Origin of the sequence: Candidatus Palauibacter australiensis, assembly GCA_026705295.1 — a bacterium.
GTDB classification, from domain to species: domain Bacteria; phylum Gemmatimonadota; class Gemmatimonadetes; order Palauibacterales; family Palauibacteraceae; genus Palauibacter; species Palauibacter australiensis.
Genome location: JAPPBA010000155.1, coordinates 43,524 through 66,005, shown reverse-complemented (window position 1 = coordinate 66,005; position 22,482 = coordinate 43,524). Strand labels below are relative to the sequence as shown.

Annotated in this window: 22 protein-coding genes; 13 read left to right on the top strand and 9 right to left on the bottom strand. The window is 70.5% G+C overall.

Features of this window, described 5'->3' with window-relative positions:
- The 3 genes from OXN85_13085 to OXN85_13075 all read right to left on the bottom strand — a co-directional run.
- The coding region (locus OXN85_13085; protein ID MCY3600894.1) for an ATPase, T2SS/T4P/T4SS family at positions 1–1,408 on the bottom strand (1,408 nt) is incomplete at its 3' end.
- A complete protein-coding gene (locus OXN85_13080; protein MCY3600893.1) occupies positions 1,390–2,088 on the bottom strand; it encodes a helix-hairpin-helix domain-containing protein in 699 nt (232 codons plus the stop codon). The genes OXN85_13085 and OXN85_13080, both read right to left, overlap by 19 nt.
- Before the next feature lie 107 nt (positions 2,089–2,195).
- On the bottom strand, positions 2,196–2,876 hold the full coding sequence (locus tag OXN85_13075; GenBank protein ID MCY3600892.1) for an energy transducer TonB: 681 nt from the start codon (positions 2,874–2,876) through the stop codon (positions 2,196–2,198).
- A gap of 207 nt (positions 2,877–3,083) precedes the next feature.
- Between OXN85_13075 and tdh the strand changes: the two genes are divergently transcribed.
- The 6 genes from tdh (at position 3,084) to OXN85_13045 (ending at position 8,902) form a co-directional block, all read left to right on the top strand.
- Complete coding sequence (gene tdh, locus OXN85_13070) at positions 3,084–4,115, top strand: L-threonine 3-dehydrogenase (GenBank protein ID MCY3600891.1); 1,032 nt, start codon at positions 3,084–3,086, stop codon at positions 4,113–4,115.
- A gap of 13 nt (positions 4,116–4,128) precedes the next feature.
- The gene (locus OXN85_13065; GenBank protein ID MCY3600890.1) at positions 4,129–4,791 is read left to right on the top strand and encodes a hypothetical protein; all 663 of its coding nucleotides are present in this window, start codon (positions 4,129–4,131) and stop codon (positions 4,789–4,791) included.
- A gap of 26 nt (positions 4,792–4,817) precedes the next feature.
- The gene (locus OXN85_13060) at positions 4,818–6,044 is read left to right on the top strand and encodes a glycine C-acetyltransferase (protein ID MCY3600889.1); all 1,227 of its coding nucleotides are present in this window, start codon (positions 4,818–4,820) and stop codon (positions 6,042–6,044) included.
- A gap of 95 nt (positions 6,045–6,139) precedes the next feature.
- On the top strand, positions 6,140–6,805 hold the full coding sequence (gene rpe, locus OXN85_13055; protein MCY3600888.1) for a ribulose-phosphate 3-epimerase: 666 nt from the start codon (positions 6,140–6,142) through the stop codon (positions 6,803–6,805).
- A gap of 7 nt (positions 6,806–6,812) precedes the next feature.
- Complete coding sequence (gene moeB / locus OXN85_13050; protein MCY3600887.1) at positions 6,813–7,985, top strand: molybdopterin-synthase adenylyltransferase MoeB; 1,173 nt, start codon at positions 6,813–6,815, stop codon at positions 7,983–7,985.
- Positions 7,985–8,902, top strand: coding sequence for a cobalamin-binding protein (locus OXN85_13045; protein MCY3600886.1), 918 nt, complete (start codon positions 7,985–7,987; stop codon positions 8,900–8,902). The genes moeB and OXN85_13045 overlap by 1 nt, the downstream gene beginning before the upstream one ends.
- Positions 8,903–8,911: 9 nt before the next feature.
- On the opposite strand, the gene OXN85_13040 is transcribed toward OXN85_13045, so the two are convergent.
- On the bottom strand, positions 8,912–9,328 hold the full coding sequence (locus OXN85_13040; protein ID MCY3600885.1) for a PIN domain-containing protein: 417 nt from the start codon (positions 9,326–9,328) through the stop codon (positions 8,912–8,914).
- Positions 9,329–9,372: 44 nt separating this feature from the next.
- Here OXN85_13040 and OXN85_13035 point away from each other — a divergent pair, with 44 nt between their 5' ends.
- Positions 9,373–9,693 (top strand): hypothetical protein, encoded by a 321-nt coding sequence (locus tag OXN85_13035; GenBank protein MCY3600884.1) that lies wholly within the window; start codon positions 9,373–9,375, stop codon positions 9,691–9,693.
- A gap of 58 nt (positions 9,694–9,751) precedes the next feature.
- On the opposite strand, the gene OXN85_13030 is transcribed toward OXN85_13035, so the two are convergent.
- On the bottom strand, positions 9,752–10,027 hold the full coding sequence (locus OXN85_13030; GenBank protein MCY3600883.1) for a hypothetical protein: 276 nt from the start codon (positions 10,025–10,027) through the stop codon (positions 9,752–9,754).
- 2 nt (positions 10,028–10,029) lie between these two features.
- Positions 10,030–10,293, bottom strand: coding sequence for a hypothetical protein (locus tag OXN85_13025; GenBank protein MCY3600882.1), 264 nt, complete (start codon positions 10,291–10,293; stop codon positions 10,030–10,032).
- Positions 10,294–10,415: 122 nt separating this feature from the next.
- Between OXN85_13025 and OXN85_13020 the strand changes: the two genes are divergently transcribed.
- Both OXN85_13020 and serA read left to right on the top strand, forming a co-directional pair.
- Positions 10,416–11,516 (top strand): alanine--glyoxylate aminotransferase family protein, encoded by a 1,101-nt coding sequence (locus OXN85_13020; protein MCY3600881.1) that lies wholly within the window; start codon positions 10,416–10,418, stop codon positions 11,514–11,516.
- A 28-nt stretch (positions 11,517–11,544) separates the two neighbouring features.
- Positions 11,545–13,155: a phosphoglycerate dehydrogenase gene (gene serA / locus OXN85_13015; GenBank protein ID MCY3600880.1), complete on the top strand. Its 1,611-nt coding sequence runs from the start codon at positions 11,545–11,547 to the stop codon at positions 13,153–13,155.
- Between the two features lie 13 nt (positions 13,156–13,168).
- On the opposite strand, the gene OXN85_13010 is transcribed toward serA, so the two are convergent.
- Entirely contained in the window at positions 13,169–14,521 is a 1,353-nt protein-coding gene (locus tag OXN85_13010) for a sodium:alanine symporter family protein (protein MCY3600879.1), read from the bottom strand.
- Between the two features lie 234 nt (positions 14,522–14,755).
- Between OXN85_13010 and OXN85_13005 the strand changes: the two genes are divergently transcribed.
- Together OXN85_13005 and OXN85_13000 are read left to right on the top strand one after the other, a co-directional pair.
- Positions 14,756–16,363, top strand: coding sequence for a DbpA RNA binding domain-containing protein (locus OXN85_13005; protein ID MCY3600878.1), 1,608 nt, complete (start codon positions 14,756–14,758; stop codon positions 16,361–16,363).
- The gene (locus OXN85_13000; GenBank protein ID MCY3600877.1) at positions 16,360–17,424 is read left to right on the top strand and encodes a potassium channel protein; all 1,065 of its coding nucleotides are present in this window, start codon (positions 16,360–16,362) and stop codon (positions 17,422–17,424) included. Before OXN85_13005 ends, OXN85_13000 begins: the two co-directional genes overlap by 4 nt.
- A 1-nt stretch (position 17,425) precedes the next feature.
- On the opposite strand, the gene OXN85_12995 is transcribed toward OXN85_13000, so the two are convergent.
- Both OXN85_12995 and OXN85_12990 read right to left on the bottom strand, forming a co-directional pair.
- Entirely contained in the window at positions 17,426–18,925 is a 1,500-nt protein-coding gene (locus tag OXN85_12995) for a sodium:solute symporter family protein (protein ID MCY3600876.1), read from the bottom strand.
- A 3-nt stretch (positions 18,926–18,928) separates the two neighbouring features.
- Positions 18,929–19,597, bottom strand: coding sequence for a hypothetical protein (locus OXN85_12990; GenBank protein ID MCY3600875.1), 669 nt, complete (start codon positions 19,595–19,597; stop codon positions 18,929–18,931).
- 173 nt (positions 19,598–19,770) lie between these two features.
- Between OXN85_12990 and OXN85_12985 the strand changes: the two genes are divergently transcribed.
- The gene (locus OXN85_12985) at positions 19,771–20,106 is read left to right on the top strand and encodes a metal-sensitive transcriptional regulator (GenBank protein ID MCY3600874.1); all 336 of its coding nucleotides are present in this window, start codon (positions 19,771–19,773) and stop codon (positions 20,104–20,106) included.
- A gap of 17 nt (positions 20,107–20,123) precedes the next feature.
- On the top strand, positions 20,124–22,409 hold the full coding sequence (locus tag OXN85_12980; GenBank protein ID MCY3600873.1) for a heavy metal translocating P-type ATPase: 2,286 nt from the start codon (positions 20,124–20,126) through the stop codon (positions 22,407–22,409).
- Positions 22,410–22,482: the final 73 nt, after the last annotated feature.

The window sequence follows — 22,482 nt, the reverse complement described above, 5'->3', positions numbered from 1 at the left end:
CCAGGACGAGCCGGCGGATCGCGGGAGACATGGGAAGGACCTCATACAGGCCCTGACGCCCCGAGTACCCCGACCCGTCGCACGACCCGCAGCCCGCGCCGCGGTAGAAGGCACCCGGGCCGCGCCCGCCCGCTTCCAGTCCGACAGAACGGAGGATCTCGGCTGCGTAGCTCGTTTCGACCCGGCAATCGGGACAGATCCGGCCGACGAGCCGCTGGGCCGTGATGACCTTGACGGCGACGGCCACGTTGAACGCTTCGATCCCCATATCGACGAGTCGCGTCGCGGTCGACGCGGCGTCATTGGTGTGGAGGGTGGAGAGCACGAGGTGGCCGGTGAGCGCCGCCTTCACCGCGATGCCGCCCGTCTCGCGGTCGCGGATCTCGCCCACCATGAGGATGTTGGGGTCCTGCCGCAGGAAGGCGCGAAGCGTCGTGGCGAAGGTAAGACCGATCTTCGGACGAACCTGGACCTGGTTGATGCCTTCGATGCTGTACTCGACCGGATCCTCGGCGGTCATGATGTTCGCCTCGGGCGTGTTGAGTCGCGCGAGTGCGCTGTAGAGCGTCGTCGTCTTCCCGGATCCCGTGGGGCCCGTGACCAGGACCATGCCCGACGTCTGGGCGATCGCCGCGAGCAGCTCGCGCTCCGCGCGCGTCTCCATCCCGAAGGATTCGAGATCGAAGGCCTGCCGCTCCCTGTCGAGGATTCGGAGGACGACTTTTTCACCGAACAGCGTGGGTAGCGTCGAGACCCGGAAGTCGATGACTCTGTCGGCGACCGGCATGCGGATCCGGCCGTCCTGTGGAATCCGGCGCTCCGCGATGTTCAAGTCCGCCAGGATCTTGAGGCGGGACGTCAGGGCGGCCGCCAGTTGGAAGGGCGGCCGCATGATCTCGCGCAGTCTCCCATCGAGGCGATAGCGGACCCTCAATTCACCTTCGTACGGTTCGAAGTGAATGTCCGAGGCGCCGCGATGTACCGCATCGCCGAGGATGTCGTTGATGAGCCTGACGGCCGGTTCCTCACCCGCTTCGGCCGAACCCGCTTCGGCCGCACCGGCTTCGGCCGGCGGCGCCCCGGACGCCTCCACCGCGCCCCCGCTCTTGCGGGTCGTGGCGGCTTCATAGCTCCGGTCGATCCGTTGGCGGAGCGTGTGTTCTCCCACTCCAACAGCGTCGATCTCGAACTGGGTGAGGAACTGCAAGTCGTCGATGAGCGCCGCGTCGGACGGGTCCGCCATCGCGACGGAGAGCGTCCGGCCGGTGCGCCGCAGCGGGAGCACGAGATGCCGACTCGCAAACTCCGCCGGGATGAGACGAAGGACCTTCGGATCCGGCGCCGGCCGCTTCCGCTTCGGGGCCGGGGTGGCCGCGGCCCGGGAAGGCGTCACCGCGTACCCGCGCATAGCTGTTCCCGGAAGCGGGCGAGCGTGCGTGCCCCGATGCCCCGGACGCGGGTGACGGCCTCGGGCGTTTTGAACGGTCCGTTCTCGCTTCGGTCGTCGATGATGCGGGCCGCGAGGGCGGGCCCGATGCCGGACAGGCTCTCGAGTTGTGCGCGATCGGCCCGGTTGAGATCGATCCGTCCGCCGCCGGGTGGACAGCCCGTCGCCATCGGCGCGGCGCCAGCGGGAGCCAGGAGGGGCGCGGCGGGCGCGGGAGCCAGGCGGGGCGCCCCGGGCTCGAAACGGATATGCGGCGCAAGGCGGCGCGCGGTGACCTCTCCCACTCCACTGACCCGTTCCAGGTCGGCCGTTTCGCGGAACGGAGCATGTTGCCGCTCGTCGATGAGAGCCTCCGCCAAGCTCGGACCGACTCCGGGCAGCCGGCGCAACTCGTCGGCCGGGGCGCGGTTCACGTCGATCCGTTCCCCATCGGCGAGCGGCGTCTGCGCCCGCCGCTCCCGGGTCAGCGCAGCGACGACCTCGCCCTCGACGCCCGCCAGATCCGTCGCGGGGTCGATCGCTTCGAGACCTTCAAGCCGGCCCGGGTCGGGGGCGAGGAGGGTGCGCGTCACGAGACTCACCCCCACGAGTACGAGCGCCGCGCCCATTGCCTTGCGTTCCGCGCGATTCAGATCCCACACCCCTCACCTCCCCCATACCAGGTCCGATTCCTGCCCGAGGATCGGGGAGCGGATCAACCGGTCGTCAAACGGTCATCCGCGGACGCGGCGGAGGGGGTCGGAAGGTGTCAGAAGATGAAGGTGATCTCGGCCCAGCCGTCGACCGGGGTCCCGTGGCGGAGCGCGGGGCGGTACTCCCACCCCCGCACCTGGCGCATGATGTCGCGGTTGAAGTCCTCATCCGGGGTCGGGGGATCCAGTTCAACCAGGCTGGGACGCCCGGTCGCGTCGACGAAGACGCGCACCGTCACCTCCATGCCGCGGACGGCGCTCGGCGGGTCCCAGTGCGGCACGACGGACCTCGGCACGGGCGACACGTAGCCGTCGCCCTCGCCGCCGCCCGCTCCTTCCTCGCCGGCGCCGAACCCGGCCCCGAGACCGGCCGACGGTGCCGGCGCACCGACGGGGAGCAGTTCGGAGGCGACCTCGATCTCCGCCTCGCGGACCTGGATCTCGGGCATGTCGACGGCGAGGACGGGCCGAGGCGGCGGAGGGATCTCGACCCGCCGGGGCATGGACACCCTGAGCGCCCTCAGGCCGCCTCCGCCGGCGAGAAGATCCGGATCCTCGCCGGACCGGGCCGCCGGATCGAACTCGGGCACGGGGCGCACCCACGCGAGGAGGAGGAACGCGTGCAGGAGGGCGGAGGCGAGCATCCCGCCCCACCACACGGCCCGCTCGCGGCCACGGGAACGCGATGAGGCGAACCGGTATCGCCAGTCCGGCCGTTTCCTTGTCGTCGTGCGCACAGGTCCGATCCGACTCCAGAATGGTCGCGAGGCCGCCGGGACGGCGCCCCGCGGCCGTCAGCGGCTCCCCGCTGAAGCATCGTACGGAAGGCCGCCCCCCCGGGTTCCCGGCGCTTGCCGCCTGGTCAGACCCTCCGGCGGATGCAGCGGCGCTCGAATGGCCGGGGTATTTCCGGGACACGACACTAGCAGCCATCTTCCGTCGCCATGAAAGCGATCCGCAAACCCGGGCCGGCCCCCGGCCTCGTGCTGTGCGACGCGCCGGTGCCCGAGATTCGCTCCCGCGACGTGCTCGTGAAGGTGCGGCGAGCAGGGATCTGCGGCACGGACCTGCACATTCACCAGTGGGACCGCTGGTCGCGGCATCGCGTGAATCCGCCCGTCACGCTCGGCCACGAATTCATGGGAGAGGTCGTCGAGACCGGCCGGCTGGTGCGGAACATCGAGGTCGGCGACCGCGTCTCGGCGGAGGGGCACCTGGTCTGCGGACACTGCGAGTACTGCGGCACCGAGCAGGCGCACGTGTGCCGGGACACGCGGATCATCGGCATCGACCGGGACGGCGCCTTCGCGGAGTACGTCTCCATCCCCGCGGCGAACATCATCCACGTCCCCGACTCCATCGACGACGACCTGGCGGCGGTGTTCGACCCGCTCGGGAACGCTTTCCACACGGTTCTGCACACGGACGTGGCGGGGCGGGTCGTCGCCGTGGTCGGCTGCGGCCCGATCGGCCTGTTCGCCGTCGGGATCGCGCGCGCGGCGGGAGCCTCCAGGGTCATCGCGGTCGAGCCGCACGAGGGGCGGCGGGAACTCGCGGCGCGGATGGGCGCGCACGACTGCCTCGACCCGGCCGACGGCGACGTGGAGGCGCGGATCGCCGACGTCACGCACGGCTACGGGGCGCACGTGGTGTGCGAGATGAGCGGACACCCCGAGGGCGTGCGCTCCGCGTTCCGCATGTGCCGCAACGGCGGGCACGTCCGGCTGCTGGGGCTGCCGAAGGACCCGGTGGAAGTCGACCTCGCGCGCGACGTCATCTTCAAGGGTCTCCACGTGTACGGCGTGGTGGGGCGGCTCATGTACCGGACGTGGATCGAGATGCGGGACTTCCTGGCGTCGGGGCGTCTCGATGTCGAGCCGGTCATCACCCACCGGCTCCCGTTCGACCGCTTCGCGGAAGGGTTCGACTCCATGTATTCCGGCGAGGCGGCGAAGGTCGTCCTCATGCTGGACTAGCAGCCCGGTCCCCGTGGCGCGCGCCGCCGCCCCCGTCGTCCCGGCCTTCGCCGCCGCCGCGCTGCTGGCGGCCGGGTGCTGGCGGATCGGGGAGGGCGCCCCCAGCGAGGCGCTCGTCACCTGGGTCGCGTATCCGGAGACGGTCGAGGTGGGTGCGCCGTTCTCCTTCGAGTTCGGCGGGCCCGTGTCCGAGGACCAGTGCGGCCGGCTGGACACCGCCACGCTTGCGGTCACCGACTCCTCGATCGACCTCGCGGCCCGGCGGAGCACCTTCCGCACCATGTGCGCGCCCCAGCACGTCAGCTTCTACGAGGCACGGCCCATCACGCTCGAGACCCCCGGGCGCTACCGGGTCCGCACCGCGACCGACATCGATCTCGGCACGCTCGTCGCGACGGACAGCGGAGGATTCTCCGGCATCCGCACGTGGGGCGAGGGGACGATTCGCGAGGCGGCCGGGTGCTGGCTGTTCGGCCCGGGGTGGATCGGCGGCCAGCGGGTATTCGCGCTCGACGGCCTCAGCCCCGAGCTTCGCGAGGCGGGGACCGATCGCGTCCTCCATGTCCGCGGGCAGTTGCGAGGCTTCATCTCGTGCGGCAACTGGGGGTCGCGCCCCAGAATCCGTGTGGACACCGCGTGGGCCACCGACAAGCGGGTCGGCGACCTCTACCCCTGAGCGATGCGATCCGGGACGACGCGATCATGACACTGTATGAGGAGCGGGATGTGATGATGTCGAATGTGAACCGGGGCCTCGAGCACCGCCTCGTCTCCGAACTCGGGGAGATGAGGGAGAACGGGGTTCACAAGGAACTGCTGCACATCATGGGGCGGCAGGCTCCCGTCGTGGACATCGATGGCCTGGGCGAGACCATCAACATGTGCTCGAACAACTACCTGGGCCTGTGCGACGAACCCTCGGTGATGAAGGCGGTGAAGGACGGGGTGGACGAGTACGGCGCGGGGACCTCCTCGGTGCGCTTCATCTGCGGGACGTTCGACATCCACCGCGAACTCGAGGCGAAGATCGCGGACTTCCTCGAGACGCCGGCCTCCCTCACCTACACCTCCGCGTGGAACGCGAACGAGGGCCTCTTCGCGCCACTCCTGGGCGCGGATGACGCCCTGATCTCGGACCGGCTCAACCACGCCTGCATCATCGACGGAATCCGCCTCTGCAAGGCGCGCCGCTTCATCTACGACCACATGGACATGGACTCCCTGCGCGAGGCCCTCGAGGCGAGCCGCGACGCGCGCCACCGGCTCGTCATCACGGACGGCATCTTCTCGATGGAGGGGGAGATCGCGCCGCTCCCGGAGATCCGGGAACTGTGCGACCGCTACGACGCGATCATGGCCGTGGACGACTCGCACTCGACGGGGGTGCTGGGCGACACGGGACGGGGGACGCCCGAGCACTTCGGGATGCACGGCGAGGTCGACATCGTCACGTCGACGGTCGGCAAGGCGCTCGGGGGCATGGCGGGCGGCTTCACGGCCAGCTCCGAAGCCGTCATCGACTATCTCGTCCAGGCGTCGCGCACCCAGTTGTTCACCAACGCCCTGCCCTGCCATTCGGCGGCCGGGGCCATGGCCGCGATCGAGCACCTGGAGGCGCACCCGGAACTCGTGGCCCGGCTCCGCGACAACACGGAGTATTATCGGGAGGGGTTGATCGAACTCGGATACAAGCCGATTCCCGGCGGCACGCCCATCGTCCCCGTCATCATCGGAAGGACGGCGGATGCGATCCGGCTCAGCCGCGAACTGCTGCGCGAGGGCGTGTTCGTCATCGGGTTCGGATATCCGGTGGTCCCGCGCGGGGAGGCCCGGATCCGCTGTCAGTTGTCGGCCGCGCACGAGCGAGAACACATCGACGCCGCCCTCGCCGCCCTGAAGAAGGTGGGCGAGCGGCTCCACCTGATCTGACGCCTTGGCGCCACGGAGACTGCAGAGAGCATGGGATCGCGAGGGAGCATGGGATCGTGACTGAGCGCGGACTGAATCGGGAGCTGCCCGGGGGGATGGTGATCGCCCCGTCGATCCTCGCCGCGGACTACGCGCGGCTGGGTGCGGAGGTGGCCGAGGCGGAGGCGGCGGGCGCGGAGTGGTTCCAACTCGACGTCATGGACGGGCACTTCGTCCCCAACCTCACGATCGGGCTGCCGGTGCTGGAGTCGTTGCGCGCCGTGTCCGACTCCTTCCTCGACGTGCACCTGATGATCGACAACCCCGGCGAGTTCCTCGAGCCGTTCGCGGCGGCCGGGGCCGACATGCTCACGGTCCACCAGGAGGTGTCGGCCCACCTGCACGGGGACCTGCACCGGATCCGGGAGCTTGGCTGCTACGCCGGCGTCGCGCTCAACCCGGCCACGCCCGCGGAGACGCTGTCGGAAGTCCTGGGATACGTGGATCTCGTCCTCGTGATGACGGTGAACCCGGGGTTTGGAGGACAGAAGTTCATCGCCGAGGCGGTGCCGAAGATTTCCACGGTGCTTCGGATGGCCGCGGATCGCGGGCTGGCTCCGCCGGCCATCCAGGTGGACGGGGGGATCGATCCCGCGTCCGCGCCCGTGTGCGCCGCGGCGGGGGCGTCGGTGTTCGTGGCCGGTTCCTCGGTCTTCCGGTGGGCGCCGGGTATCGCCGCGAACATGGCGGCGCTCGGCGACGCCCTCGCGCCCTACGGCTGAGGAACGGATGAACCGCGGCCTCTCGCGCGACGAACTCGTCCGCTACGGACGTCACGTCAGCATCCCCGAGGTGGGGGTGGAGGGCCAGCGGCGCCTGCTGGCTTCGAGCGTGCTCATCGTGGGCGCGGGCGGGTTGGGTTCGCCGGCCGCGCTCTACCTCGCTGCGGCGGGGGTGGGACGGCTCGGCCTCGTGGACCACGACCGCGTGGAACTCTCGAACCTGCAGCGCCAGGTGCTATACGACACGGATGCGGTCGGGACGCCGAAGCTCGCCTCCGCCCGGGCGCGGCTCGCGGGGCTGAACCCGGACGTCGCCGTCGAGACCTTCGAGACGCGCCTGGATTCGGGGAACGCGTTCGAGATTCTCGAGGGATGGGACTTCGTCATCGACGGCAGCGACAACTTCCCGACCCGGTATCTCGTGAACGATGCCTGCGTGATGCTCGGGATACCGTTCGCGTACGGGGCCATCCTCCGCTTAGAGGGTCAGGCGTCGGTGTTCGCGGCTCCGGATGGCCCCTGCTATCGCTGCCTGTTCCGGGATCCTCCGCCTCCGGATCTCGTGCCGAATTGCGCGGAAGCCGGGGTGCTCGGGGTCCTGCCCGGCATCGTGGGATCGATCCAGGCAAACGAGGCGATCAAGTGGCTGGCGGGGATCGGCGACACGCTCGCCGGACGCCTGCTCCTCATCGACGCGCTCCGCATGGAGTTCCGCTCGCTGGACATCGCCCGTGACGCCGAGTGCGTGGTGTGCGGCCCGGAGCCGACGGTGACGGAACTCATCGACTACGAGCGCTTCTGCGGGGAGACCGGCGGCGGCGCGGAGGATCGCACGGAAACGGAGGGCGCCTTGCACGGCCTCGACATCGACGTACACGAACTGAAGCGCCGGGTCGACGCCGGCGAGCGTTTCCAGCTCATCGACGTACGCGAAGACTACGAGTGGGCGATCTGCAACCTGGAGGAGGCGGGGGCGCGGCTCGTGCCGCTCGCCACGCTCCCGGAGGCGGTGGAGAGCCTGGACGCGTCGGAACCCCTCGTCATCCACTGCCGCTCGGGCCCCCGCGGCGACCGCGCCGTCGAGTACCTGCGCGCGGTCGGGTTCGAGCACGCCGTGAACCTCGCGGGGGGGATCCTCGCGTGGGCCGAGGAGATCGATCCCGCGATGCCGCAGTACTGATGCGCATCGTCTCGCTCCTCGCGTCCGGCACCGAGATCGTCGACGCGCTCGGTCTCGGCGAGAGTCTCGTCGGCATCTCGCACGAGTGCGATCACCCGCCGCACCTGCTCGACCGTCCTCGCGTCAGCCGCCCCCGCTTCGACCCGGAGGGCCTCACGAGCGGGGAGATCGACGCCGCCGTGCGACAGGCCATGGTCGAACACGGCAGCGTGTACGAGATCGACGGGGCCGTCCTCGAAAGGCTCGATCCGGACGTCATCCTCACTCAAGCCGTGTGCGACGTGTGCGCCGTGCCGACCGACGAGGTGCAGGAGGCGCTCGGGGGGCGCGGGATCGAGGCCGAGGTCGTCTCGCTCGACGCCCATACGATCGAGGACATCCTCGCCTCGATCACGCAGGTGGCGCGCGCCGCGGGCGATCCGGACGTCGCCCGGGACGCGGGGGGATCGCTCCGGAAGCGACTCGACGCGGTGCGCGAGGCGGTGGGGGACGCGGACGCGCCCGGGGTGCTCGGGATCGAATGGTTCGATCCGCCGTTCGCGCCCGGTCACTGGGTGCCCGAGATGGTCGAGCTTGCCGGCGGCCGGAACCTGGCGGGCGAGGCGGGGCAGCCCTCCCGCGAGGTGTCGTGGGAGGAGATGGGAGATCTCGATCCCGACGCGCTCCTCCTCATGCCGTGCGGCTACGGCTTGGAGGCAGCGCGGGCCGATGCCGACGCGCACGCCGAACGTCTGCGGGAGGTGGCGCCGCGCGCGGTCGCCGACGGCCGCACCTGGGTCGTCGACGCCTCCTCCTACTTCAACCGCTCGGGTCCCCGCTTCGTCACCGGCGTCGAGATCCTCGGCGGACTGCTCCACCCCGACCGCCTCCCCGCCCCGGATCCGGCGGTCGCCGCCGTGTGGACGCCCCCAGCCTGACGAGCCCGTTCAGGTCGCGGCGGGGACCATGACGAATCCCGCCGTCCCGAAGTGTCGATCGAGTGTCAACGCTTCGTGGATCCGCAGCTCGGACATGATAGCGAAGCTCGTGGCGTCGGCGAGCGAAAAATCCTGGTCCGTGAAACGTCGGATCCACTCGTCGACAGCCACGTCTTCGCGTGCCGGTGTCACATGCTCGATCCGATTTGGAGGTCGCCGGACCGCTTCGAGGAAAGCGAGCGCAACCTCTCGCCCCACGCGCCGCAGCAACAGCGCGTGGCTCTCGGCAACCACGAGGTTGGAAGTCACGACGGCGACGCCCCGCCGAACCCGGACGCGGAGAGCCTCGACAAGCGCCTGATGATCCGGGTGTGCGCCGTCAGCCAAGGGATACCAGGCGCTGGTATCGACGAATACCGCTCTCACTTCGAGCCGCCGCCGGACTCACCGCTCCGGTCGGATGACCACGAGTGGATCTCGGCGTCGGCAAGAACTTCATCGTGAGCGCGCGCGACATCCAGACTCGCTTCGCCTTCGCATGGCGTCCCGCGGAAGAGGCCAACGATCGAGAGCGCCGGGTGGCGATCCGGATCCAGGAGTTGGGATTCCAGCGCCTTGAGACCCTTCCTCAGCACGTCCGACTTGGTCGTATCGAGGGTTTCTCGCAGCCGCTCCAAGCGCCTCCGTTCGGAGGGCGCAAGGTAGACCTGGACAGGCTCGCGCGCCCGCCCCGCGTCACGCATCCGCTCGACCTCACGCTTGGAATCATGAATAGACATCATGATTCATGATATCGCGCGACATCAGGAAATGCGAATGGCCTCGAAACGCGGACCGGGATTCTGTCTGCTAGCCCCGGAAGGGGGGGTAGTGGCCGAGGTCGTAGGCGCGGATCGAGAGGACGCCGCGCGACCCAATCCCCACGTCGGCGAGGGTGCGCGTTTCGTCGCGGATGCGGCGCTCGGCGAACTCGGTGTAGAAGTCGCCCGGGTCGTCCGAGGAGCGCTGGAGCATCGCGCGGATTCCGAAGGCCTTGGCGTCGGCCACGGTCGTGTCGGCCGGCAGGTCGGCCACGTGCTCGAGCCAGCGGTCGGGCATGATGAGGCGAACCGTGATGGCGTTCATTCTCAGTGGACGTTGCGTAGGGTGTAGAGGAAACGCTTCGCGAGGTCGGTCACGTCGAGGCCCACGACGCGGTCCGTCTCCACGCGGACGTTCGTGTGGCCGCCCGCGCGGTCGACCGCGAAGCGGGCGAGACCGATCTCGCCGGCGAAGGTGACGGATGCGTCGGTCTCCTCGTGAACCCGAAGCCCGGAGTGCTCGCCGAAGAAGCTTTTCGCGCGGTCGAGCACATCTTCCGGGGACAGGTCGGTGATCGTGACGTATCGCATGTGGAGAACCCCCTGTTCGGGCCGGAAAATCTTGCCCCTCCGGCGGCGCGTCAACCGGACTGCGCGAGGACCGCGAGCGAACGATTGGCGACAGGCCCCCGGGGGCGATACCATCTCCCGCCATGAGCCCGCCCATCTCGTTCGGCCGCTTCTTTCTGCCCGGCCCGACCGAAGTCCCTCCGGATCTGTTCGACGCCATGCGGCGACCCGTCGTCGGGCACCGGAGCGCCGAGGTCTCGGGCCTCGTGGAAGCGATGCAACCGTCCGCGTCGCGACTCTTCCGGACGTCGCGCCCGGTGTACCTGTCGACCTCGTCCGCCACCGGCATGATGGAGGCGGCGATCACGAACCTCACGCGCCGCCGCGTCCTCTGCCTCACGAACGGGTCGTTCAGCAAGCGGTTCCACGCGATCGCCGAAGCGACGGGGCGCCCCGCGGACGCGCTCGAGGCGGAGTGGGGCGAGCCGAACCTGCCGGAGCGGCTGCGCGACGCGCTCGCCGCGGCGCCGGGCCGGTACGACCTCGTCACCGTCGTCCACTCGGAGAGTTCGACCGGCGTCCTCAATCCGCTGGAGGAACTCGCCGCCGTCGTCCACGAGTTCGACGACGTGCTGATCGCGGTCGATACGGTCTCATCCCTGGCGGGGGCGCCGGTGGAGACCGACGAGTGGGGATTGGACTTCGTTCTCACGGGGTCGCAGAAGGCGGTGGCGCTGCCCCCAGGCCTCGCACTGGCCGTCGCGTCCGAGCGGGCGCTTGCCCGCGCGAAGGAGGTCGAACACCGCGGCTTCTACTTCGACATCCTCAAGTTCGAGAAGAACCTTGAGCGCTGGCAGACGCCGAATACCCCGGCCGTCTCCCTCTTCTTCGCCCTCGAACGGCAGTTGAACCGGATGATGGAGGAAGGGCTGGAGGCGCGCTGGGAGCGACATGACGCGATGGCCCGCCGGACGTACGAATGGGTGGACCGAACGGCCGCGCGCACGGGCCGGCCGTGGCGCGTGCTCGCGCCGGAAGGCTACCGTTCGCCCTGCGTGACCGTCATCATGCTTCCGGACGGTCTGACGGGTCCCGAGGTCGTCTCCCGCGCGCTGGCGCACGGATACACCGTGGCGGCGGGCTACGGGCCCCTGAAGCAGCCGTCGTTCCGGATCGGACACATGGGCGAGCACACGCTCGACGAGTTGGAGGCGCTTCTGGCCGTCCTCGACGAAGTTCTGTGATATAGCCACATAACGTGAGCGAGACGTCGTGAGCGATTCGGCCGGGGACACGCAGCGCCTTCTCATCGCGGACCCCCTTCTCCCGGAGGGGATCGAGACGCTGCGCGCCGCGCCGGGGATCGCCGTCGAAGACCTCAGCGACGGGGACCGCGAGGGGCTCCTGCGTGCGCTGCCGGGCGCATCGGCGCTGATCGTGCGCAGCCGTACGAAGGTGGATGCGGAGCTCATCGAAGCCGGCGACTCCCTCCGGGTCATCGGCCGCGCGGGCGTTGGCGTGGACAACATCGATATCCCGGCCGCGACCCGCCGCGGGATCGCGGTGCTGAACGCCCCCGCCGCGAATACCCAGTCGACCGCCGAGTTGGCCTTCGCGCTCCTCCTCGCGGCGGCGCGCCGGATTCCGGAGGCGGACGCGAGCATCCGCGCGGGGGAGTGGCGGCGCAAGGAACTGCGGGGCATCCAGCTCAGCGGCAAGACGCTGGGGGTCATCGGGCTCGGCCGCATCGGGGCGGAGGTCGTGTGGCGCGCGCGGGCCTTCGGCATGCGCGTGATCGCCCACGACCCGTTCGTGAGCGCCGAGCGGGCGAGCGACCTCGGCGTCGAACTCGCCGACCTCGACGCGCTGCTGCCCGCGTGCCACGCGATCACCGTCCACGTCCCGCTCTCCGACGAGAACCGCGGCTTCATCGGCCGCCGGGAGATCGCGGCCATGCGGCCGGGTACGATCCTGATCAACGCGGCGCGGGGCGGGCTCATCGACGAGGCTGCGCTGGCCGACGCACTGCAGAGCGGCCACCTGGGCGCGGCCGGGCTCGATGTGTTCGCGACGGAGCCGCTCCCCGCCGACAGCCCGTTGCGCGACGCGCCGCAGCTCGTATGCAGCCCCCACCTCGGGGCCTCGACCTTCGAAGCCCAGCGGCAGGTCTCGCGGCAGATCGCCATCTCCGTGCGCAACGCGCTGATCGAGGGCGATTTCAGCGCCGCCCTCAACGCCCCGTTCGAGGCCGAAGATCGGGACGGAGCGGGACCCATCATGTACCTCGGCCGCTGCCTGGGCCGACTGCTGGCCGGGCTCGACGACGCGGCGCCGAGCCGGATCGAGGTCCGTTACGGCGGGCCGCGCGACGGCGTCCTCGGCCCCCTCGCGGCGAGCGTGGCGGTGGGCTTTCTCGAACGTCGGGTCGACCCGCCGCTCAACGTCGTGAACGCGCTGTCGATCGCGGGCGAGCGCGGTCTGGAGATCGTGCGCGTCCGCACGCAGGCCGTGGGGGACTACACGAACTACGTCGAACTCGGAGTGCGGTACGGCCGGCGTGAGACCGAGGTCGTGGGAGGGGCGCTGATGGGGGCGGGGATGGAACCGCGGATCGTGCGCGTGGGGACGTTTCGCGTCGACACGCAGCCGCTCGGCACGTGCCTCTTCATCCGCAATCGCGACCGGCCGGGCGTGATCGGTGCCGTGGGCACCGTGCTCGGCGAGGCGAACGCGAATATCGCCGAATACCACCTGGCGCGGCGGCGCGGCGGGGGCCGTTCTCTCGGCGTCGTGCGGATCGACGGAGAAGTTCCTCCCGAGGTGCTGCGCGGCCTGAGCGAACTCGAGGGGATCGACGAAGTCCGCCAGATCCACTTCGACTGAACGCTAGCGAACTCTAGCGGCTGAAGTAGCTCCGGGTCTCGCGCCATACGACGCCGGACAGGAGCAGGAGTCCCACCAGGTTCGGCGCCGCCATGAGGCCGTTCAGGATGTCCGAGATGAGCCACACGACATCCAGTTCCACGACGGCCGCGAGCCCGACCACGATCACGAACACCAGCCGGTAGGGGCGGATCACGCGTTCGCCGAACAGGTAGGCGAAGCTCCGTTCTCCGTAGTAGGACCACCCGAGCATCGTGCTGAAGGCGAAGGTCGCGAGGCCGAGCGCGACGACGATGTCCCCCGCGCCCGCGAGCAGGCTCGTGTCGAAGGCGAGTTGCGTCATGTTCGCGCCCTCGGCCCCCGACTGCCACGCGCCCGTCGTCAGGATCGCGAGTCCCGTCAGGGTGCAGACCACGATGGTGTCGATGAACGTCTGCGTCATGGAGACCAGGGCCTGCCGCACCGGCTCGCGCGTCTGCGCCGCGGCGGCGGCGATCGCCCCCGTGCCCAGTCCGGATTCGTTCGAGAAGATCCCGCGCGCGACGCCGAAGCGCATCGCCTGGAGCACGGTGTAGCCGAGCGCCCCGCCGGCCACCGCCTGCCCCCCGAACGCGTGCTCGAACACGAGCCGGAAGGCCGCCGGGATCTGTGCCGCGTTGGAGATGAGGACGACAGCAGCGACGCCCATGTAGAGGATGATCATCGTCGGCACGATGACGCTCGCCACCCGCCCGATGGACCGGATCCCCCCGATGATGACGAGGCCGACGGCCGACGCCGTGACGAGTCCCATGACCCAGTGCGGCACGTGAAACGACTCGTTCATGGCGTCGGCGACCGCCTGCGACTGGACGCCGTTGCCGATCCCGAAGGCCGCGAGGGTCGCGAAGAGCGCGAAGGCGATCGCCAGGCCCCGACCGATGCTGCCCCGTCCGAGACCGTGCTCGAGGTAGTACATGGGACCGCCCGCCTTCTCGCCCCGGGCGTCCGTCTCCCGGTAGCGGACGCCGAGCACCGCTTCCGCGTACTTCGTCGCCATCCCGAGGAGTCCCGTCACCCACATCCAGAAGAGCGCCCCCGGGCCGCCCGCGCCGATGGCCGTCGCGACGCCCACGATGTTCCCGGTGCCGACCGTGGCGGCCAGCGCGGTCATGAGTGCCTGGAAGTGCGAGATGTCGCCCTCGCCGCCCGGTTCGCGGCGCTTGACGAGCGCCAGCCAGAGCGCGTGCCCCAGCCGGCGGAACTGGAGGCCCCGCAGCAGCAGCGTGTAGACGAGGCCGGTGGTGAGGAGGAGGATGATGAGGGGGACGCCCCACACCCAGGCCTGAACCGCCTCCAGCATTCCGATGGTGGAAATTGCTGTCACCTCGTACTGGAGGTCATCGGGGAGAGCGCGCCGGACGGTCGCGCCGGGCGACCACGGCGAGCGAACCGTGACGTTAGACGCGTGTCCGAGCCGCCGTCAACGTAACGGGACCTGCGCGGGGTTTCCGCCGGTGGGCCCGCACTTTGGACGGACGGACGGCTTGCGTACCTTCCTGCCGCTGGGCGAAGGCCCGCGTACGACCCCTTGTCCAATTCGTTCTTCGGGATCCCGCGCTTGAACCAGGACCAGTCGGAGCCCGCGGCGGGAACGGTCCCGCCGCAGCCGGAAGCGCTCGAGACCCTCTCGGGCGCGATCGAGCGGGGGCGTCACCTCGCGCTCATCGCCGCCGAGGGAGCGGGCCTTGCCGCCCTCTACGCGGCTGCCGCCGTGCGGGACCTTGCCGCCGGCGAGGCGGAGGGCCGCGCCTTCGTGCTCACCGCAACGGTGGACCGCGCGCGGCGCTGCGCGGCGGGCATGCATGCCGTCGCGCGGGCCGCCGGACGCGAGGTCGTCGTCGTGCCGGGCGCCGCGGGCGGGGCGGTGGCGCGGGCGCCGATCCTGGTCGGGCCTCCGGCGGTGCTGCTGGAGGGCGTGCGCAGGGGCGACATCCCGGCCGCGGCGCTGTGCACCCTGGTCCTCGATGATGTGCGTGCGCTCGAGCCGGCGCGGGCGGCCGTCGAGGCCGTGGTGCAGGCCTCGGGCGACGGGGCCCGTCGGATCGCGACGACCCACGCCCGGGATGCGGCGTTCGACGAGCTGGTCGAGCGCTGGCTGCCGCGCGCGCGCCGGTGGCCGAACGAACTGTTCGCCGAGTCGCGGGCCGGGGAGTCGGAGGCGGGCCGCGCGGCCGGCCCTGCGATCGCGGTCGCGAGCCGGGCGACGCGCGAGGGGCGGCTGGCCCGCGTGGCCGAGTTGCTTCACGACCTCACGCGGGGCGGAGCGGCCGCCGTCAGCATCGAGACAGCCCACGACGCCGTCGCCGATGTGAGCGCCGCGCTCTCGCTGGCCGGGCTGCGCGTCGCCGGGTCCGACGCAGCCGGCACGGCGGAAACGGACGACGGAGAGGCCGAGACCGGGGGCGGCGCGGGCGAGACGGACGGCGACGCTGCCGAGACGGACGGCGGCGACGCGGTGCGGGTCGGGGGGTGGGGCGAGGTCGACCCCGCCGCCCATGCGGTCGCGTTCGAACTGCCGCCCGCGCCGGAGCCCCTCGCCCGCGCGGCGGCGGCTGCCGAGCGCTGTTACGCCATCGTCGACTCGCTGCACGAACGGCAGCTCGAGCTGACGGCGTTGCGGGCCGGGCTGCGGGTCGCCCCCCTGGCCGAGTCCGCCGACCCCGCGCTCATGGACGACGTTGCCGCCTTCCGGGCCCGCGTCGCCGACGCGCTGGAGCAGCAGGACCTCGCGAGCGGCGCGCTCCTCCTCGCCCCTCTCATCCGCGAGCACGGCGCCGCGCGCGTGGCCGCCGCCCTCGCCGGACTCCTCCGGGCGGCGGACCGGCCGGCCGCCGGGGAGAGGGAGGCCGCACCCGGCGGCGCACCGCCCGGCGACGCCGCGACCGCGCCTCCCGACAGGAGCGCCCGGCGCGCCACTCGCCCCACCTGGACCAAGGTCTTCGTCGGCGTCGGCAAACGCGACGGCGCGGGCCCCGGCGACCTCGTCGGCGCGATTACCGGCGAAACGTCCGTGGCGGGCGGGCAGATCGGCCGCATCGACATCCGGCAGAACTTCACCCTCGTCGACATCGATTCGCTGGCCGCCGACGCCGTGGTCCGCGGCCTCGACGGCAGCCGGATCAAAGGGCGTCAGGTCGTCGCGCGCCTGGACCGCGGGGCGCGATGAGTCGGATGGGCCTCGTGCGGCGCCTGTTCGACTTCAGCCGGTTCGAAGGCCGCCTCCTCGGCGCCACCGTCTTCACGGTGAGTCTCACGATCATCGGGACGATCGGCTTCGCCGCCATGCCCGACTACAACCTGTCCGACGCATTCTTCATGACCGTGATCACGGTCTCGGCGGTCGGGTACGGCGAAATCCGGACGCTCACGGACGGCGGCCGCATCTTCGCGAGTTTCATGATCGCGGGCGGCATCGTCACGCTCGCGATCTGGTTCGCCCTCATCACCGCCACCCTCGTCGAGATGGACCTGACCCAGTCACTCAAGAGACGAAGAACGATGAAGAGGATCGACCGCCGCAGGGACCATGTGATCCTGTGCGGGGCGGGCCGCACCGGCCTGGCCGCGCTCAAGAGGCTCGCCACGCGCGGGACTCCGTACGTCACCATCGAACACGACCCCACGCAGATCGAGGAGGCACGCCGGATCGACCCCGACGCGCTGGTCATCGAGGGGGATGCGACCGATGACGACGCGCTCCTTTCGGCCGGGATCGAGCGAGCGCGCGGGCTCATCGCCTCGCTGAGCGCGGACACCGACAACGCGTTCGTGTGCCTGGCCGCGCGCGAACTGAACCCGGACCTGACGATCGTGGGGCGGGCGCGTTCCGAGGACGCGGTGAGCAAGCTCAAGAAGGCCGGCGCCGACCGCGTCGTCACCCCGAACTCGACGGGCGGCATCCAGATGGCCTCGCTCGTCCTGCGGCCCGACGTCACGCTCTTCGTCGACTTCGATACCCCCGGCAACGCCGGCGGCATGGGGCTTCTGCTGGAGCAGGTATCCGTGCCGGAGTCCTCCGAGGTCGCCGGACTCACCCTGGCCGAAGCGAAGATCCAGGCCAAGACGGGCCTGCTCGTCGTCGCGATCCAGCGCGGAAGCGAGGGGGGCGGCGACGCCGATGGCTTCGTCTACAACCCGGGACCGGATGAGAAGCTACGGGCCGGCGACGATCTCGTGGTGCTCGGACCCCGGTCCAGCTTCGCCGAACTGCGCAACTTCCTGAGCTGACTCAGAGCTTCTCGGGGTTCTCCTGGAAGAAGGGCCGCCACTTCTCCTCGGGCGAGGGCGGCGTCAGGAGGCTCACGACGATCAGGAGTCCGAGCGACATGAGCACGCCGGGAATCACGATGTAGTCGCTCGAAGCGAAGTCGAACGCGGTCCCCCCGATCGTGGCGGTGAAGTTCACGCCGAACTGGGACAGGAGCGCGATCCCAACGATGCTTCCGAGTCCGCCCGCGATACACGCCACCCCTCCCTGCGGCGTCACGCGGCGCCACAGGAAGGCGGCAAGGAGCGCCGGCGTGAGGCTCGCCCCAACGAGCGAGTAGGCGTAGAGCGCCATCTCGAGCACGGTGTCGAACCGCGTCAGCAACACGAGCCCCAGCCCGCCGAACAGGACGACGCACAGGCGCTGCAGCGCCAGCTTCCGCCCTTCGCTCGCGTCCGGATCCACGAAGCGTTCGTAGAGGTCCCGGCTCACGTTCGTCGAGGGCACGAGCAGGAAGGTGTTGCCTGTCGAGAGGACGATGGCGACCGCCGCTGCGAGGAGAATCGCGCCCCCGACGATCGGCAGGCCGTTGGCGGCGATGTGAAGGATGATCGTCTCCGATGCGGCGCGACCGACGAGCGACACCTGCTCGGGGTCCGCGAGTTCGGGGAAGACGGCGCGGCCCACGATCGCGATCAGGGCCAGCGTCGTCTCGATGAAGACGACCCCGAGGAACATGCCGACCACGGCCTTCTTGGCGGATCCCGCGTCCTTGGCGGAGAAGAACTTCTGGTACATCCCGCTCTCGCCCAGGATGAGCAGGAAGGTGGGCATCGCGACGCCGATGACCCAGAGCACGTTGTGCCCCCCGAGGACCGTGAGGTGCTCCTCCGGGAGCCCGGCCGCGATCGCGCCCACGCCGCCGTTGGAGAGGACGAGATAGGGGAGGCCGATGACGATGCCGAGCGTGATGATGATCCCGTTCAGGATGTCGACGGAGACGATGGACACCATTCCGGCGAGCGCCGTGAACGCCACGATCGTGACGCAGGTGATGATCATCCCGGTGGTGGGCGAGATCGCGCCGTCGGTGACGATGCTCAGGATCCAGCCGCCGCCCCGGAACTGGTAGGCGGCGATCGTGACGTAGGCGAGGATGATCGCGACCGTGCCGAGGATGCGCGCCGCCGCGTTGTAGCGCTGTTCGAGGATGTCCGGGACGGTGTACTTGGCGATCGAGCGCACGCGGGGCGCGAGGTAGAAGGCGACGAGGAGCCCGACCCAGGCGCCGAAGGAGAACCACAGCTCCGCGATCCCCGTGCGGTAGGCCAGGCCGGCCCCGGCGAAGAGCGACCCCGACCCGATCCAGGTGCAGATGAGTGTCCCCACGAGGAGCACCACCGGCACGTTCCGGCCCGCCACCATGAAGTCCGCGTGGCTCTTGATCTGCCGGGAGCGCCACACGCCGATCGCGATGAGGATGAGCGGGTAGCCGAAGACGGCGATCGTCAGCAGGTCCATCCGCTACTCCCCTTTCGACATGCGACGCTTCAACTCCTCGAGCATCGCGTCCGCCCGCGCCTCCCGCAGTTCCCGCTCGGCCACGAAGTCCCGCTGCGGCGCGCCGGCCATCGGATCGAGCGCCTCGTCCACCTGGCGGCGCGCGTCGTCGAGGTCGCCCTTTCCCTCCATCTTCTCGGCCATGCGATCGAACGCATCCACCGAGTCGAGCCGGTCGGTGGAGTGCTGGATCGCCTGCGCGCGCCGTTGCTGCACGCTGAGCGAATCCCGCCGCGCCATGGCGCTCTTCAACTGTTCCGCGCCCTGCGCCGCCTCGGCCTTCTGCTGCTCAAGTTCGGCCTGCGTCCCCTCGGCCTTGAGAACGAGCACCTCGAGCCGCTGGCGGTGCCGCGCCGCGAACCGGTTCGCGACCTCGACCGTCTCCGCGTCCCCGATTTCGGCGGCCTTCGCCGCGCGCCGTTCGGCGACCCGGGCCGCCTCCCCTTCCTTGTCGGCCTGGCGCACCTGCGACTCCAGCAGCCCCTCGAGTTCGGAGATCCGCGCCCGCGTATCGACGAGTTCCTGGCGCATGGCGCGGATGACGCGGTCGATGTCGTCCTCGGACGCCCCGGGCTGCTTCGCTTCCATCCGGTCGAGCGCCTCGTCGACCATCTGCCTGAGTTTTCTGAACATGGCCCTAGTTTAGCAGCCCCCGGCAAAACGCCGCCACCGCTCGCGTCCCGATGTCGCGCCGCGGTTCGGGCCGGGTTTCGCGGGTTGCCGTCGATACAATACCCCTGTATAGTATATTTCACGTAAGGACGACCGCAGACCGATTCGACGGATCGAAGTCGGATGGCCGGTCGATGATGGACGCGAGCGTGGAGGGAATGGCGGTGAGCGACGCGGGGCCGCATGCGATGGGGATCGCGGAGGGGACGAAACACGACCTCGGCCGTCGGTTGGCCCGTATCCGGGGACAGGTCGGGGGCATCGCCCGCATGGTGGAGGATGAACGGTACTGCCCGGACATCCTGCAACAGTTCGCCGCCGTTCACTCCGCGCTTCGCGCGGCCGAGAAGGAACTCCTGCTGAACCATCTCGAGCGCTGCGCCACCCACGCCATCGAGGAAGGCGGCGACGACGCCGCGCGGGTGCGCGCGGAGATCGCGGACCTCTTCATGCGCTTCGCCGGAAAGTAATCACCGGAAGGATGACGATGGACGGATCGACCGCCACACCGACCCCTGAGCGGAGGACTTATCGGATCGCCGGCATGCACTGTGCCGGTTGCGTCGGCTCCGTGGAGAGGAGCCTCAACGCGGTCGACGGCGTGGAAGCGTCGGTGAGCCTGCCGGCCGAATCCGCGACGCTGACGTTCACCCGGGACGTGGGCTTCGAGGAACTCGCCGCGGCCGTCGAAGGGGCCGGCTACGAGATCGAACCCATCGCGGACGTGGACCGCGGAGAGGCGGAGCGCTCGCGCCTCGCGGAGGCGGAAGCCCGCTCCCGCGAGGCGCGGAAAACCATGTGGACCGCGTGGGCACTCACGGTCCCGGCCATGGTGTGGATGCTGCCGGAGATGATCGCCGGGGTCCGCTGGCCATCGCCCCTCGTCTTCGACCTCGGCGTCACGGTGCTCGGGGCCGCCGTCCTCTTCGGGCCGGGGGGACCCACGCTGCGCAGCGCGTGGCGTTCGGCGCGCGGCCGCACGCCGAACATGGACGTCCTCATCGCGCTCGGGGCCGGCGTCTCCGTGCTCACCGGGGCGTGGGCGATCCTCCACGTGCTCGGGTTCGCCCCGATGATCATGAACTTCGCGCCGGTGGGCGCGATGATCGCCGCCATCCACCTCACGGGCCGCTACGTGGAGGCGAAGGCGCGCGGCCGCTCTTCGTCGGCGATCCAGGCTCTGCTTTCGCTCGAGGCGCCGATGGCCCGCGTCGAGCGGGAGGGCGCCGTACTCGAGGTCCCGACCCGCGACGTCGCCGTGGGCGACGTGATGATCATCCGCCCGGGCGAGAAGATCCCTACGGATGGCGTCGTCCTCGAGGGAAGGAGCGCGGTCGATGAATCGCTCGCGACGGGCGAGTCGATCCCGGTCGAGAAGGAACCCGGCTCCTCCGTCCTCGGTTCGACGGTCAATCACTCGGGTGCGCTCCGCGTGCGGGCGACCGGCGTGGGCGAGGACACCTTCCTCTCCAACGTCATCCGTCTCGTGGAGGAGGCGCAGGCGAGCAAGGTCCCGATCCAGGAGTTCGCGGACCGGGTGACCGCCATCTTCGTGCCCGTCATCCTCGTCGTCGCGCTGGCGGCCTTCGCGGGCTGGTTCGTCGTGCCCGGAGTCTTCACGGAGGCCGCGCGCTGGGCGTCGGGGTTCATCCCGTGGGTGAACCCGGAACTGGGCCGCCTCTCGCTCGCGCTCTACGCGGCGGTCGCGGTGCTCGTCATCGCCTGCCCCTGCGCGCTCGGGCTCGCCACCCCCACGGCGCTCATGGTCGGGACCGGCCTCGGAGCGACCCGCGGCGTCCTCATCCGGGACGGGGCGGCCGTGCAGACGCTGGATCGCGCGGACACGCTCGTCTTCGACAAGACCGGCACCCTGACCCGCGGCGCTCCTCGCGTCGTCGAGATCTTCGCGACCGATGAAGCCGCCGAGGGGCGCGTACTCGCACTCGCCGCCGCGGTGGAGGACGCCTCGGAGCATCCCCTCGCCCGCGCCGTCGTCGACGAGGCGCGCGGGCACGGCATCCCCTTCTCCCGGGCGGACGGCGTCGAGGCCCGGGTCGGGATGGGCATCGTGGGCGAGGTCGATGGCCGGCGCGTCTCCGTGGGGAGCGCGCGGCTGCTGCGCGAGGAGGGCATCCCGGAGGAGGACATCGCCGAGGTGGAGCGGCGTTTCCGCGACGCCGCGCGCACGATCGCCTGGGTGGCCGCCGGCGGGCGGCTGCTCGGCGCGATCGCGATCGCCGACCCGGTGAAGGACGACGCACGGGAAACCCTCGTCGAGCTGAGCCGCCGCGGCTTCCGGACCGTGATGCTCACCGGCGATCATGAAGCCGTGGCGGCCGCCGTCGCCGAGCATCTCGGCATCGACGACTTCCGGGCCGGGCTGCTCCCCGCCGACAAGGTCGAGGCCGTGCGGCAACTCCGCGCCGGCGGCCGCACCGTGGCCTTCGTCGGCGACGGCATCAACGACGCCCCCGCCCTCAAGGCGGCCGACGTCGGCATCGCCGTGGGCACCGGCACCGACATCGCGATCGAAGCCGCCGACATCACCCTCGTGCAGGGAGACCTGCGCTCCGTGCTGCGCGCGACGAAGCTCTCCCGCGCCACCTTCCGCAAGATCCGCGAGAACCTCTTCTGGGCCTACGTCTATAACGTCGTCGCGATCCCCGTCGCCTTCCTCGGCCTCCTCCACCCCGTGCTCGCGGAGGCCGCCATGGCGCTGAGTTCGATCTCCGTCGTCACGAACGCGAACCGCCTGCGCCGCGCCCGCCTGTAGCGACGTTGCCTTTGCCCCTTCCGGCGCGCATCATAGGCGCCGGTTTCGTGGTTCATCCGGTTTCTTCCGAGAG